The 14,369-nt window shown below is 72.8% G+C and carries 10 protein-coding genes; all 10 read left to right on the top strand.

Translation table 11 applies throughout. The features are described from left to right. Nucleotides 1-27 precede the first annotated feature (27 nt). Nucleotides 28-1,650 (top strand): tpaE, encoded by a 1,623-nt coding sequence (locus ACFW1A_RS09965; protein ID WP_380406995.1) that lies wholly within the window; start codon nt 28-30, stop codon nt 1,648-1,650. Between the two features lie 24 nt (nt 1,651-1,674). After that, complete coding sequence (locus ACFW1A_RS09960; protein ID WP_380406992.1) at nt 1,675-2,352, top strand: tpaF; 678 nt, start codon at nt 1,675-1,677, stop codon at nt 2,350-2,352. A 1-nt stretch (nt 2,353) separates the two neighbouring features. After that, complete coding sequence (locus ACFW1A_RS09955) at nt 2,354-4,171, top strand: hypothetical protein (RefSeq protein WP_380406990.1); 1,818 nt, start codon at nt 2,354-2,356, stop codon at nt 4,169-4,171. Next, nucleotides 4,168-6,069 (top strand): YcaO-like family protein, encoded by a 1,902-nt coding sequence (locus tag ACFW1A_RS09950; protein WP_380406988.1) that lies wholly within the window; start codon nt 4,168-4,170, stop codon nt 6,067-6,069. Before ACFW1A_RS09955 ends, ACFW1A_RS09950 begins: the two co-directional genes overlap by 4 nt. 95 nt (nt 6,070-6,164) lie before the next feature. Then, nucleotides 6,165-8,795, top strand: coding sequence for a lantibiotic dehydratase (locus ACFW1A_RS09945; RefSeq protein ID WP_380406986.1), 2,631 nt, complete (start codon nt 6,165-6,167; stop codon nt 8,793-8,795). Beyond that, nucleotides 8,776-9,702 carry a lantibiotic dehydratase C-terminal domain-containing protein gene (locus ACFW1A_RS09940; protein ID WP_380406984.1) on the top strand — a complete coding sequence of 309 codons (927 nt, stop codon included), beginning with the start codon at nt 8,776-8,778 and terminating at the stop codon, nt 9,700-9,702. The genes ACFW1A_RS09945 and ACFW1A_RS09940 overlap by 20 nt, the downstream gene beginning before the upstream one ends. A gap of 412 nt (nt 9,703-10,114) precedes the next feature. After that, nucleotides 10,115-10,261, top strand: coding sequence for a thiocillin/thiostrepton family thiazolyl peptide (locus ACFW1A_RS09935; protein WP_380406982.1), 147 nt, complete (start codon nt 10,115-10,117; stop codon nt 10,259-10,261). A 122-nt stretch (nt 10,262-10,383) separates the two neighbouring features. Next, nucleotides 10,384-11,442: a hypothetical protein gene (locus tag ACFW1A_RS09930; protein WP_380406980.1), complete on the top strand. Its 1,059-nt coding sequence runs from the start codon at nt 10,384-10,386 to the stop codon at nt 11,440-11,442. A 54-nt stretch (nt 11,443-11,496) separates the two neighbouring features. Continuing rightward, nucleotides 11,497-13,434 (top strand): RiPP maturation radical SAM C-methyltransferase, encoded by a 1,938-nt coding sequence (locus ACFW1A_RS09925; protein WP_380406978.1) that lies wholly within the window; start codon nt 11,497-11,499, stop codon nt 13,432-13,434. 13 nt (nt 13,435-13,447) lie between these two features. Further along, complete coding sequence (locus ACFW1A_RS09920) at nt 13,448-14,122, top strand: DUF5825 family protein (protein WP_380406976.1); 675 nt, start codon at nt 13,448-13,450, stop codon at nt 14,120-14,122. Nucleotides 14,123-14,369 lie beyond the last annotated feature (247 nt).

The raw sequence follows: 14,369 nt of genomic DNA, 5'->3' as shown, positions 1-14,369 counted from the left end.
CCAGACTCGCAGTGAGGAGTGCAACGAATGGCTGCTGAGGTCAAGGCCGAGACGATCGGCCGGGCCGCCTACCGTGACCGGCAGGTCGCGGTCCCGGTGCGACCGGCCGTGCGCCGGGGCGTCCGGCTCCGCCAGGCCGGCGACGCGGTGGTGCTCGACGGTTCGGACAAGCGACAGGTCTTCACCGGCGGGTTCGCGCGGGAGAGTCTGCGTCGGCTGGTCGACGCGTGCGACGGCACCGCCACGCATGCGCAGCTCGCCGCCGCGACCGGGCTGGACGAGACCGTCGTCTACAAGTCCCTGGCCCTGCTCTGGGCGTCGGGTGTCGTGGAGGAGGGCGTGCCGGCCGGCGAACAGCCGTCGACGGCACCCGAATTCGCCTGCTTCCTGTCCCGCCTGGGCAACTCCACCGGGGCGAACCCGTCCTGGACGCAGGGCGCGCGGCGCCTGCGCGACGCGACCGTCCGACTGGCCGGGTACCGGCCGCTCGTCGAGGCGGCGGAGCGCTGTCTGACCGGCGTCTGCACCGTGTCCACGGACGCCGTCACGGACGCCGTCGCGGATGCCGCCGCGGACGCCGACCTGGTGGTCGTCTTCGAGACCCCGCAGTCCTCCCCGACGGAGCTCGCCGCCCTGCACGAGCGATGTCGCCGCGACAGGCGGCCCCTGCTCCGAGTCCGGGCGGACACCTCCTCGATGGTCGTCGGCCCTTACGTGGACCCCGAGTTCACTCCGTGCCTGCGATGCAGCACGGCGGGCGAGGACGACCTCGCCGGCGACCCTCCGCAGAGCTCCTACGAGCTCATCGCGGGCCTCGTCGCCCACCACGTCATCGCCTTGACCGCACGGTCGACGATGACCCACCTGCCGCTCGACGCCGCCGTCGTCGACCTGGCCACCCTGGCGACGCGGTACCGCGCGAGCGCCAGCCGCCCCGGATGCCCCGATTGCTCGTTCAGTGCGGGCCCGACGGCGCCGGTGCCGCCCTCCGGCGCCCTGTACGAGGCGGCCGTGGCGATCCCGCCGCGCCGGTTCCTCGATCCCAAGGGACACCTGGCGCACTACCAGTCCTCGAACATCAAGTTGCAGTCGGAGTTCCGGGACTGGCCCAGCTGCCCGCGGGTGCCGCTGCCGGCGGCGGACGTGTCGCGCCTGGCGGGCGCGCCCGCCGCGGACCGGGCGGCGCTGCGCGGGCCCGATGCCGCACTGCTGCTCGCGGTGGCGTTCGGGATCCGCGAGCAGACGGCCGACGGCTGGGTGAAGCGGTGGACCGCGGCGGCCGGGAACATAGGTTCCGCCGGCGCCTACCTGCTGTGCCGGGACGCGTCCGTGCTGCCGGTCGGCGGCTACGCCTACGTCGAGCAGGACCACGCGCTGGCGCAGCTCACGGCTGATGTACCGCCGGGGGACAGGCCGTTGACGCTCGTCGTCACCGCCAACCTGAAGAAGGTGGTGCGCAAGTACGGGACGTTCGGCCTCAAGCTCGCGCTCCTCGACGCCGGCGTCGCGCTGTCCGCGGCCCGCGAGGTCGCGACCCACCTCGCGCTGGACTTCTCGCTCGTCACCGACTGGGACGACGAGCGCCTGAGCGGGCTCCTGGGGATCTCGCCGGACCAAGAGCCCGTCGCGGCCGTCATGGAACTGGGGTGAACCGTGCGCTCTGACCTGTCCACGATGCGTCCGCTGTTGGACGGCTTCGCCTCCCGGACCGCCACCGGTGACGGCCGCGCGGAGCTGCGCTCGCCGCTGCCGTTCCCGGACGCCGCACCCGTCGAGGTGCACGGCGAGGAGTCCGGTGCCGACCGCGATCTCCACGAGACGCTGCTCGCGCGGCGCTCGTCGCTGCAGTACGCGGATGCGCCGGTGCGCACCGAACTGGTACTGCACCTGCTGAAGGGCGCGTTGGAGCGCGACCGCGACGGCTGGGCGCTCGACGACGAGGCCGGCCCGCTGGAGGCGTTCGTCTTCGCGCTGCGCAGCGAGGGGATGCCCACCGGGGTCTACCGGGTCACCGCGCGGGAGGTGTCGTTCGTCGCGCCGGCCGCGGCCCTGGGCGACCCGGAGAACCTCGGCGTGCAGCGCGAGTTCGCGACTGCGGGCGGGATCGTCAGCATGTACGCCGGGCTCGACCGGGCGGACTCGTGGGCGGGTTCGCACGGCTACCGGGTGTGTGTCACGCGCGCCTCGATGGCGCTCTACGACTTCCACCTGCGGTCCCAGTCCCACGGTCTGGTCGGCACGCTGTTCGGCGGGTTCATCGGCGCGGCGGTCCGCAACCTGGTCCACAGCGACGCCGTGACCCGCCACCCCGTGCTCTCGGCGACCTACGCCCTCCCGGAAGCGAGGGGGTGAGATGGCGGACGGACAGGACACCCGTGTCGTTCTCGCCCGCCCGGACGTGTCGGTGCTGCGCACGGGCGACGGCGTGTGGATCGGCGTCGGCGCCGCGTCCTTCACCGTGAAGGGCGGTGCGGCGTTCGACCTCGTCTCGATGCTGCTGGGCCGCTCCGACGGCAGCCTGACCGGCGGTGAGCTGGTGGAAGGGTTGCCCGACGCGGCGCGGCCCGCGGCCTCGCGGCTGCTCGGCGCGCTGCTGGCGCACGGGTGCGTGGTGCCGCTCGACGCACCGGTGAGCCGGCACGCGGCCGAGCAGGGGCCGGCGTCGCCGTGGCTGGTCCCGCAGCTCGCGCAGCTGACGGCCGATCCGCTGCCCGCACTGGACCGCCTGCGCGCCACCACGCTCGTGCTGCACGGCCGTGCGCAGTGGCTGGCAGGCCTGCGCGCGGTGTTCGACGCCGCGCCGCTGCACGGCCTGCGGATCGAGTACCGGCCCGCGCGGGCGGCCGTGGTCGCGACACCGGCCGGCGCCGAGCTGGTCGTGCTGGACGCGGACGCCCTGCCGCACGAGGACCTGGTGCGGGTGCAGGACGAGCTGCTGGGCCGCGGTGTGCCGCACGGCGTGGCCGGCACGATCGGCCGACGGTCCTGGATCCTCTGGTCCGACGACGGGACGACCGGCTGCTGGGACTGCCTGCACCGGTACGGCAGTGCGTCGGCACAGGACACCGCGTCGGACACTGCGTCGGCACAGGACACCGCGGCGACGCAGGACACCGCGTCAGCGGCGACGCAGGACACCGCGGCGACGCAGGACGCCGCGGCGACGCAGGACGCCGCGGCGGCCGGGGCACCGCTGCCGGACGGCTGGACGACGGCCACCCTGGCGCACGCCGTCCAGCTGCGCGCAGCCGGCCTGGGCACCTGGGCGGCGCTGTCGCTCGATCCGGAGGCGCTCGCGGCGAGGCCGCATCCGGTGTGGCCGGTCGCCGGGTGTCGATGTCGCCGCTCGAAGCTCTTACCGGTGCCGGCCGGGACGCCCGGCACCCCGACGGAGCCGCTGGTGCGCCGGAACATCGCCGGCCCGCACGACGACCGGCTCCTGCAGGACGACAACGACCGCATCGTCGCCACCCTGGCCCGCTGGACGGACGAGCTGGTCGGTCCCTTCCTCGCCCTGGACGGCGGCGACGCGCCGCAGGTCCCCTTCGGGCGGGCCCGGGCCACCGTCCTCGCCGACACCCCGGACGGCTGCCGGGTGCGCGAGGTGCCCGCCGCCACACTGTCCTCCCGGGAGGCCGTCTACCAGGCGGCGCTCAACGCGATCGAGGTGCTCGCCGAGCATCCCGACGGGGCCGGGGCACGGATCCTCGGCGCCGGGTGGACCCTGGACGAGGCCCTCTACCGCGCCCTGCTGCGGCAGACCGCGGGCCGGCCCCACGACGGGCCCGGGCTGACGGCGATGTCCCTCGACGACCTCGGTGACGGCGAGTGCGCCCGCGCCGCCCGCTACCTGGAACGGGCGGTCGCCCGCGCCACCGGCCGCGGGCCCGCGCAGTGGGCCGGAGCCCGCCTGCCGAACGGCCTCCACCGGGTCGCGGGTTACGACGACGGGGCCGTGGTGGCGCAGGGCCTGGGCGCCTGCCGCGCCGAGGCGGTCTGCACGGCCCTGCTGGGCCTGGTCAACGACGACGGCGTGCTGGTGCCCGTCAACCCGCACTTCCGCACCTGGCCGGAGGTCTGGCAGCACGTCACGAAGCCGGACGCCGCCGAGTCCGTTCGGCCCGCGGTTGCCTTCGCGCGCGGCCTGATCCGCATGGTGGAGGTGGCATGAGGGCCATGATCCCGGACCCGTCTGCGGTGGACCCGTCCACCACGGACCCGTCCACCGCGGACCCGTGGTCCGCGCTGTTCGCCGACGCCGGGGCGCCGCGGCCGGCGGAGCTGCTCCTCGGGCCGCTGACCGGCCCGGCGAGGTTGACCGGCCCCGACGACGGTGCGCAGCGGTCCGGACGGGCCGTGGCCGTGCTGTTCTGGCGCGGCGGCGTCCACGTCCTGGGCTACGACCGCGGCGCGGCCGGCTGTCCGCAGTGCCTGTGCTGGTTCCTCACCCGCCAGGTGGTCCCGCGGGCCGCCGCACCGTACGGGGAGCCGTCCGGCGACGCGGACGCGGTCGCGCGTGCCGAGGCGCTGTGGCGCGGGCTCGGTCCGGCGCTGCAGGCCGTCGTCGTCCGGCTCGCGGCGCGGCTGCTGCGGGCGGACCGGCCGGCCGGCTCGCTCGCCACGCTCGACCGGGCGTCCGGTGCGGTGCAGCCCGGGCGGATCCCGCCGCGGGCCGGGTGCCCGGGCTGCCCGCCGTCGCGGGTCACCACCGCGGTCGCCTTCGACACCCCGCCCGAGCTGCTCGTGAAGGCCGAGGGCACGCTGCGCAGCCGGCGTCCGCTGCCGCCGACCCTCGCGTCCGACTACGTGGGGCCGCACGCCCTGTTCCGCGACCCGCTGGTCGACCTGGACGGCCCGGTGCCGGCGGCGCAGGTGGCCCTGCCGCTCGGCAACGGCGGCTTCGAACCCGGCATCGGGCGGTCCCTGACCGTCACCGCGAGCCGCCGGACGGCGGTGCTGGAGGGGCTGGAGCGCTACACCGGCTTCCACTACCGGCCGACCGAGGGGATCGTCGAGGCGTCGCTCGCCGACCTCGGCGCGCGGGCCGTCGATCCCCGCACGCTCGGCTACCACGCCGAGGAGCAGTACGCCCGCGAGGACTTCCCGTTCGCGCCGCTGGGCGCGACCGAGGTGGTGCGCTGGGTGCCGGTCACCCCGCTCGGCGACGGGCCGGCCCGCTACCTGCCCGAACCGGCCCTGACCTGGGTGCGCCCGGCCGGGGCGCGCAAGCCGTTCTTCTACGACACCTCCAACGGCTTCGCCCTGGGGCAGGGCCCGGAGGAGGCGACCCTGCACGGGATCCTCGAGATCGTCGAGCGGGACGCGTTCATGCTCACCTGGTACCGCAGGCTCGTCCTGCCCGAACTCACCCTCGGGCCGGCCGACCGCGGGATCCGCGACCTGGTGGAGCGGGTCGAGGTCGTCACGGGCTTTCGCATCCGGCTGTTCTGGGCGGCGCTGGACACCGGGATCCCGGTCGTGTTCGCGCTCGCGCAGCGCGCGTCGGCGTCGGGGCCCTGCACCTTCGTGTCGACCGGCGCCGGGCTGCACCCGCGCAGCGCGGCGGAGTCGGCCATCTACGAGGTGGCCGCGATCCTGTCCGCCGTCACGCACTCGTTCGAGGAGAACCTGGGGCGGGCGCAGCGGCTGGCCGAGGACTTCCACCTGGTGCGCACCATGGGCGACCACAGCCTGCTGGGTGCCCTGCCCACGTCCAGGGAGTGGTTCGACTTCTTGCTCACACCGGACCGGCCCGAGCTGAGCCTGACCGACGCCACGGCCACGAGCCCGGTGTTCGCCACGCTCACCGAGGACCTCGACCACGTGCGGACGAGGATCGAGGCGGTCGGCGCGCACGTCTACGCCGCCGACGTCACCACCCCGGAGCTGCGCTGGCGCGGGCTGGTGTGCACCCGCACGTTCGTTCCCGGGTTCCTGCCGATGACCTTCGGCCACGACACCCGGCGGATGGCGGGACTGCCGAGACTCGACGGCGCACCACTGCCGTGCGCCTCGCTGCTGGCACCGGGGCAGACCCCGGCCGACGTCCCGCCGCACCCGTTCCCCTGACCCACCGGACAGACCACTCCACCGGCAACGAGAGGAGACCCGTGCCCCTGCGATCGGATGACCGCCCGGAGCGCTCGGCAGCGACACCCGCGAAGGTGAGTCCCTACGTAGTCTTCCGACGCGGCCGCCTGCCCGTCGCCGAGCTCGCGGGCCTGCGCTTCGACGGCTCGTGGGCGCGGATCGACGCCTTCCACCAGCTGCGCGCCGAGTGCGAACAGCGTGCGGGCGAGGTGTCCGACGCGCTGGCGGCGCGCGTGCCGCAGGTCGACGAGTCGGTCCGCGCCGAACTGGTCAAGCTGCGCCGCGACGTGTTCAACCAGCGCGCCGACGCGGCGGTGCGCCGGCTCGTGGCCGTCGAGCCGCACCTCGACGAGGACCTGCTGGCCGCGGTGCGGGCGTGGCACGGACTCGTCGAGCGGATGCGCCGCTGCGAGGGCGAGGCGCAGTCGCTCTTCGACGCCGAGCTGGACTCTGCGCGGGCGACCCTGCGCCGGCTGTTCCACCACGACTCGATGGTGAAGAGCATCCAGCTCTCCGGCGACCAGCTCTACCAGAGCCTGCTGCGGTACGCCGAGGGCGGGAGCGGCTCGACGAAGCCGAGCCGACTGCGCGTCATCGAGTCCTCGCTGGTCAACTTCGCCTACCGCGCGGCCCTGAAGCCGTCGCCGTTCGGCCGGTTCACCGAGGTCGGCGCGTTCCCGCCGGACCTGCCCGAGGCGGACGACCGCGAGCCCGACGACGCGACGCACTCGTCCACCACGTTGAACCGGGTGCTGCTGAACTGGATGGTCGGCGGCATGCAACGGGTGCCGGGCGGGTTCGACCTGGGCACGCTGCTGCTCAACTCGTCGCTGGACGCGGGCGACGGCGTGATCGACTTCATCGGGATCCAGGCCGACGGGAGCGACACCGGGTACGGCGGCTCGGAGGCGATCGTCCGGCTCAAGCGCGACCGGCTCGTCGGGTCGGTGCTCGCCGCGATGACGGGGGGCGCGGCACCCGTGCCGACGGTGCTGGCCGCCCTGACCACGGTGACCGGTGACGAGGCCGTCAGCCGAAAGGTCGTCAACGCGCTGATGCGCACCGGGCTGTTGTCGTTCCGCCCCGGCATCGACGAGCAGGACCCGGGCTACTCGCAGAAGCTCGCCGAGCTGCTGGGCACCGGCACGACCGAGCCGCTGTCCGTGCTGACCCGCGACCTGACCACCCTGCGGGAACTGGAGACGAGGTTCCCCGACGCGTCGGCGGAGGAACGCCGGCACCTGTTGCAGGACGCGGGCCGGGCCATCACGAACGTGGCGCAGGTCTGCGAGGTCGGCTCCCCGCCGGAGGCGATCGTCCGGTCGCCGGTGTACGAGGACGCGTGGACGCGGGCCCGACCGGCCACCTGGAACAAGCAGTCCCTCGACGCCGGACTGCCGGCCCTGGAGAGCCTGTGGCGGTTCTCGTCCCTGCTCGACTACGGCCAGGTGAAGCGGCTGGGGCTGTACGCCTTCGCGGCGGCCGAGTTCGGCGACCGCGACACCGTGCCGTTCCTGACCTTCTTCGACCGGCTCATCAAGCTCCCCGTGGCCGAGCAGGACGCGGTGTTCGCCGGCCGGGCGTCCGCGCAGGCGGAGGCCTTCGCGGTGCAGCGCGACCGGGCGCTGCGCGAGATCGGCCGGAACCTGGTCGCGGACGGCGACGTCCTGCGGCTGAGCCCGGCGGTGATCGACGAGGCGTGCGCGGGCGTGAAGGACCGCCTGGACCCGGACTCGATCACCTTCCGCCTCCAGTTCGCCGGCGGCAAGCCGTCCTCCGACCTCGTGGTCAACGGCGTGCTGACCGGGTACGGCGTCTACTTCTCGCGCTTCGGCGCGTTCATCGAGGGGTCCGCCGTCGAGGGCTGGACGCTGCGGTCCGCGCTCCGCGACCACCTGCGGCAGAACTTCCCCGGGCAGACGGACCTCAACGCCGTCCTCGGGTTCAACTTCAACCTGCACCCGCCGCTGACCGACCGGGTGCTGGACTACCCCGGCTCGTGGCCCACGACGCCGGAGATGAAGGCCTACGGTGTCGGCGACCTGGCGGTCCGGATCGACCACGCCGGCCGCAGCCTGGTGCTCTGGGACCCGGCCGTCGGCGAGGCGGTCGACCTGATGCCGATGAACTTCCTGATCCCGGTCGGGGTGCCGGTCCTCTACCAGGTGCTGGAGGCCCTCAGCCCGACCACCCGCTACCCGTGGCACCCGCTGGAGGACATCCGCCACGCGATGGATCCCGGCGCCTTCCCCGGGTCGCAGCCGCGCCTGGTGGTCGGCGACGTGGTCGTCAACCGGCGGACCTGGACGGTGCCGGCCAAGGACGTCCCGGCGCTGGCCGAGGTCAGCAAGGACTCCTACCCGGCCCTGCAGGAGTTCGACCGGTGGCGCCGCGAGCAGGGCCTGCCGCGGCACGCGTTCGTGCTGTGCCAGACGTCGGCCGAGTACGGCGTCCTCTCCGGACGGACCAGGGGACTGCCCCGCAACTGGTCGGACTTCGAGCACCTGCACCGGGCGAGCGTCCACAAGCCCATGTACGTCGACTTCCGGAACCCCTACCTGGTGCGGAGCTTCGCCAAGTCCGCGCTGTCCCGTGACGACGTCTACGTGTCGATTCGAGAATGCCTGCCGGCCACCGAGGAGTACGACGGGGACCGGGGACCGGCGGCAGCGGAGGAGTTTTTCGTTGAGCTCTACAGGAACTAGCCGGGCCGGCGGGTGGCGCGCGCTCCACGTCCACCTGCCGCACTCGCTCCAGACCGCGTTCCTGCGCGACGAGGTCGGCCCCGTCGTGCGGGAGGCCGGCCTGGGGAGCCGCTTCTTCTTCCTGCGGTACTGGCAGGGCGGCCCGCACGTCCGGTTGCGGATGGACGGGGCGGACGAGGAGACGGTCGAGTCGGTCCGCAAGGCCCTGGCGGCCGCCGTGCCGCCGATGACCGCCGAACTGGACGCCGAGTACGACTACGAGGTCTCCCTCCAGTCCGACCTGGCGCGGCTGGAGGGCGAGGCCGCGAAGGACGTCAGGCCGCCGGGCACGGTCGAGCCGATGACCTACACGCCCGAGTACGACAAGTACGGCGGCACCGAAGGCGTCCGGATCGCCGAGCAGGTCTTCTGCCGCACCTCGGTCGCGGTGCTGGAGCTCGCCGCCGCGCGGGCCGCGCCCGAGCCGAAGGCCCCGGTGGGTGAGGCCATCCAGATCATGGCCATGTCCCTGCGGGGATCGGGCCTGGACGTCGGGCAGAGCCACGAGTTCCTCGGCCGGTACGAGGAGTTCTGGCGCCGGTACGTGCCGGCCGGCTACGACCGGGCGTGGCCCGGTCTGTACGACCGGACGGGGCCGAAGGTGCTGGAGCTGTGCCGTTCGGTCTGGCAGGACGGCAGGACCGACGAGTTCCACGACACCTACGCCGCCGCGCTGGCCGCCGCGCGGGTGGCCGGCACGGCAACGGGGAGCGATCTCGACTCGCTCGTGCTCGGTGCGACGCCCTACACCCGCTGCCTGGCCAACTACATCCACACCACGAACAACCGCCTGGGGGTCATTCCGGCGGGCGAGGCATTCGTGGCCTACGTGATGCGACGCACCCTGTCCGGAATGCAACCCCACTGAGGGGGTAGTGCCGAACCCGAAACAAGAAACGGCCGCCGAATAGGCGGACCGTGATTCAGGCTTGCCCCGAGCAGGCTGCCGCGAATTCGAACCGGTCCTTTTTCACGTCCGCCGCACGGCAATTCGTGCTGCGCCGACGGAAAATGGAGGACCGGTCCTTCGGCATGCCCGAAAACAGCCTCGACGGGGTGCCGGCATTCCGTGCCACCGTTGACCGGATGGGATGTTCTCCCAGGTCAGATGGGTTGCATGGCGTAGTTCCGGTACGTTGTGTCGTTCATGCGACAGGCCTCTACGAATCGCGCGGGCGCCGGATCGTAGTCCACGAAAAAATTCAATTCAAGGGCTGTACTCCCGGTGGAGCCGTGCTAGTTTTCTGGCATCGACGGAAACGCGAAGGAGGTGAAACACAATGGAGAACCTCGACCTGAACGCCCTGGAGATCTCGGACCTCATTGAGGACGCGGGCAACGGTGACGAGTCGCTTTCGCAGATCATGGCCGCCTCGTGCACCACGAGCGGTTGTGCCTGCAGCTCCTCGTCTTCTTCCTCGTCCTGATCCCAGGGGCGAGACATGCCCCCGCCGGGTGCGCCCCTCATCGAGGGGCGCCCCCCGGCGGGGGTTGTCATGATCAACCACCTCTGCGCGCGGGGCGCGCGGGGTGCTGTCAGGAGGTACGCGTGCACCTGTTCGTGACGATCCCCCTCGACAAGGGGGACGCGGCGGCGTCGCGGGGCACCCGGGGCCTCGTCACGGACCTGTTCGCGTCCGGGCCCTCGTCCTGGCCCGGTGACCACTACTTCGTCCGCACCTGGGACCGGGAGACCGGCCTCGACTGCTTCCAGCTCAGCCTGGAGTCCGACCGGATCGGCGCCGACGAGGCGCGCGACCTGGTCGAGCGGGCCGCGGCCGCCCGGGGCCTGCGGGCGCGGGCGGCGCAGGTCCCGTTCGAGGAGGCCCCCTCGCCGCTGTGGAACGGCGGCTTCGGCGGGGCCGGCTTCGACGCCGTCGCCAAGCAGCTCTACCGGGACGCGTCGCGGGTGCTCACCCGGATCGCTCCGGTGCTCGACCGCGACACGACCGAGTCCTACCTGCTCGCGCTGCGCCTGATGGTGGCCCACGCCGGCGCCACCCTCCTGGAGTCCGAGCAGCGGCAGCTGGCCTCGCACAGCTTCGACGAGCTGCTCAGCCTGCGACTGCTCAGCTTCCGCTCGCACTACGAGGGCGTCTTCGCGCGGGCGAGCGACCCGGTGGCCTTCGAGCGGCGCTACGCGGCCTACTACGACCAACTCGGCGACAGTGCGCGGGACTTCGTCGGCGCTTGCGCCCGGTCGCCGCAGTCCGCCGTCGCCGACGCGCGGGTCAGCGACTGGGCGGAGCTGGTCGGGCGGCACTTCGCCACCCTGCGCGAGCACGTCCGCGCCGGCCTGATCGTCGACGAGGGGCTGACCCTCGAGGACCTCAACCGCGGGCGCGAGGTGCCGTTGCAGCCGACCCGCTTCCACTCGTTCATGTCCGACGCGATGGCGGAACTCCTGCACCGCAACCCGGACTTCCTGGCGTTCCGGGTCCTGACGAGCCTGCTGTACAGCTGCCTGCACACGCTCGGCTTCAATCTCGTGGAGCGCTACCTCTTCTGCTACGTGCTGGCCCGCGCCAACGAGGACGTCTCGGGCCGGGCCACCGCGGACCTGCAACAGGGGCTCGGCGCCCTCGCGCGGGAGCTCGCGCACCGATGACCGCCCGTGCCGGGTGGGTTGTCCAGCTGATACCGATCTAGCCTGAGGGGCGTCATGCGGGTAGTGCTCGCCAGTGTGCCGTGGAGTCCGATCGAGATGCCGTCGCTGGCCCTCGGACTGCTCAAGAGCCTGACGTTGAAGGAGTTCCCGGACGCCGAGGTCGAGGTGGTCTACGGGAACCTCGAGTTCGTGGACTGGGTCACCTCGCACCGGAAGTTCCGGTACGACGACTACAAGTACTACGACCGGGAGAGCTGCTACCTCGGGCACGGTGACTGGGTCTTCTCCTCGGCGCTGTACCAGGACCGGTCGTGGAAGGTCGCGGAGTTCGTCGACGCGTTCGGCCGGCCCGCCCCGACCGGATCCGACGGCGCGGAGGCACCGGCCCACGCGCCGTGGCTGGAGACCACGCTGTGGCTGCACGAGCACGCCGGTGAGTTCATCGACCAGTTGGCCGAGCGGATCGCCGCCGGCGAGCCCGACGTCGTCGGTTTCACCACCACGTTCCAGACCGTCACGGCCTCCCTCGCGGTCGCCCGCCGGCTCAAGGAGCTGTCGCCGCGCACGGTGACGGTCTTCGGCGGCGCCAACTGCGAGGGCACGCAGGGCGAGGCGCTGCACCGCAACTTCGCCTTCGTCGACTACGTGGTGCGCGGCGAAGGGGAGTTGGCCTTCCCGGCGCTGCTGCGCGCGGTGCAGGAGGAGACGCCGGACGTCTCCGGCATCGGCGGCCTGTGCTGGCGCGACCGGGACGGCGGGTCGGTCTACAACGGGCCGACCGCCAAGCCGTTCGCGACCGACGCGATGGTCATGCCGCACTACGACGAGTACTTCGAGCGGTTCGCGAAGTCCGAGGCCCGGCGCTGGGTGGAGCCCAGGCTCGTGATCGAGGGGGCCCGCGGCTGCTGGTGGGGCGAGAAGCACCACTGCACGTTCTGCGGCCTCAACGGCGCCAGCATGATGTTCCGCAGCAAGCGCCCGTCGCAGTTCCTCGACGACATCATGACGCTCACGGAGCGCCACCGGGTGCTCGACATGCTCGTGGTCGACAACATCCTGGACATGTCCTACCTGGACTCGCTGCTGCCGCAGCTCACCGAGGCCGGGATCGACCTGCGGATGATGTACGAGATCAAGGCGAACCTGCGCTTCGACCAGCTGGAGGTGCTCGCGAAGGCCGGCGTGGTCTGCGTGCAGCCCGGCGTCGAGAGCCTGAACGCGAACGTCCTCAAGCTGATGGACAAGGGCGTCACCGGCTGCCAGAACGTGCGGATGCTGCGCGACGCCGAGTCGTTGGGCCTGACGGTCATCTGGAACTACCTCTACGGCTTCCCGGGCGAGCGGGACGAGGACTACACCACGGTCATCGAGCAGTTCCCGAAGCTGCACCACCTGTGCCCGGCCGGCGCGGACGACCGCCTGGGCATCCAGCGCTTCAGCCCGTACTTCGAGAAGCCGGAACTGGGCTTCGCCGACCGGCGTCCCGCCCGCCAGTACGAGCTCTGCTTCGACATGCCGGAGCAGGACCTGTTCGACCTCGCCTACCTCTTCGAGGCGCCGCCGCAGGGCATCGGCGACGACCTGGCGGCGAAGCTGACGGCCGGCCTCAACACGTGGCGCGAGCAGAACTCGCGCAGCCAGCTCTCGTACTTCGAGACCGACGAGGGCATCACGATCACCAACACCCGGCCGCACTTCGACTGGGAGGTCCTGCAGCTCACGACGCCGCTCGAACTGGCGCTGTTCCGGATGCTCGACCGGCCGAGGTCGACGGGGTTCCTGGAGCGCGAAGGCGCCCGGCGCGGGCAGGTCCCGGTCGAGGAGGTCCGCTCGACGCTCGCGCGCTGGGACGACCTCGGTCTGGTGTTCCTCGACTGCGACCGGATGATCCACATCGTCACCCAGGACCACAACCAGCGGCTGATGCGGATCCTCGTCGGCCGACAGCTGTCGCCGGTCTATCAGCAGTCCGCGGCGACGGCCGCGGTCTGAAGGGGAGCACGCAATGACAACGGTCAATGACGTGGCGATCGCGCCGGACACCGCCCCCCACGGCGGCTTCGTCCTGTGGCGCCACCACCACCCGTCGGTGCGGGCCCTGACGGACGCCCGCCTCGGGCACCGCGCACTCGGCGGGGACGCGGCCGACGAGGCGCGCCGGGCCTACGAACTCGGCGTGCGGTTCGTGACCGTCGAGCCCGTCGCCGACCTCGGTCCGGACGGCGACCCGGAGCAGACGGTCGCGGTGCTCTCGCTCGTGCGGGAACTCACCAGCCACGGCATGGAGGTCGACTGGCGGGCGCGGCTCGCGCCGGACGGCCCCGCGTGGTGGGTGTTCGGCCACCTGTTCCCGCCGGCCGCGGTGGAGGGTCCGGGCGGCGACGAGGCGCTCCTGGCCTGGCGGACGAAGTACCACATCGGCCGGTGCTTCATGCGCCGCGGCCCGGGCTTCGTGCAGATCCGGGACCGGCGGCACGCCGGCTTCCGCCGGCTCACCATCGCGGACAGCGCCTACCTCACCGCGATCGACGCGCTGCTGGCGGGCCGGGACACGGATGCCGTCCCGGAGCCGATCGTGTCGGCGTTCGAGCAGCAGCACCTGGCGGTGCGGTTCGGCGACCGGATCTGGTGGGCGCCCTACCGGCTCCAGCGGTGGCCGCTGCCGTCCTGGGAGGTCTGAGCGCGCCCGAGCCGGGGCGCAGACCTCCGCCGCCGGTCCCCGGAATCCGGCAGACCCCGGGGCCGCTCCCGATCGGGTGCGGTCCCCACCGAACCGGTGTCGCGGCCTGATCCCCGGCGGGCCCGGACGGCGGCCGTCGTGCGGGTCCCGTGCGTGCGCGGCACGTGGTCGTCGATCTCGACGACCACGCAGGCGATGACCGTACCGAGCCCGTGGAGCAGCAGCAGGGCGGCAAGGACCAGGAGTG

The organism is Kitasatospora sp. NPDC058965, from assembly GCF_042741245.1.
Taxonomy (GTDB): Bacteria; Actinomycetota; Actinomycetes; order Streptomycetales; family Streptomycetaceae; genus Kitasatospora.
The sequence above is the reverse complement of the archived record's forward strand: the minus strand, read 5'-3'. Positions and strand labels throughout refer to the sequence as shown.

What these genes read in the sequence shown, in the direction of transcription:
- ACFW1A_RS09965 (WP_380406995.1), top strand. Translation starts at nt 28, where the DNA reads ATGGCTGCTGAGGTCAAGGCCGAGACGATCGGCCGGGCCGCCTACCGT.
- ACFW1A_RS09960 (WP_380406992.1), top strand. Translation starts at nt 1,675, where the DNA reads ATGCGTCCGCTGTTGGACGGCTTCGCCTCCCGGACCGCCACCGGTGAC.
- ACFW1A_RS09955 (WP_380406990.1), top strand. Translation starts at nt 2,354, where the DNA reads ATGGCGGACGGACAGGACACCCGTGTCGTTCTCGCCCGCCCGGACGTG.
- ACFW1A_RS09950 (WP_380406988.1), top strand. Translation starts at nt 4,168, where the DNA reads ATGAGGGCCATGATCCCGGACCCGTCTGCGGTGGACCCGTCCACCACG.
- ACFW1A_RS09935 (WP_380406982.1), top strand. Translation starts at nt 10,115, where the DNA reads ATGGAGAACCTCGACCTGAACGCCCTGGAGATCTCGGACCTCATTGAG.
- ACFW1A_RS09925 (WP_380406978.1), top strand. Translation starts at nt 11,497, where the DNA reads ATGCGGGTAGTGCTCGCCAGTGTGCCGTGGAGTCCGATCGAGATGCCG.
- ACFW1A_RS09920 (WP_380406976.1), top strand. Translation starts at nt 13,448, where the DNA reads ATGACAACGGTCAATGACGTGGCGATCGCGCCGGACACCGCCCCCCAC.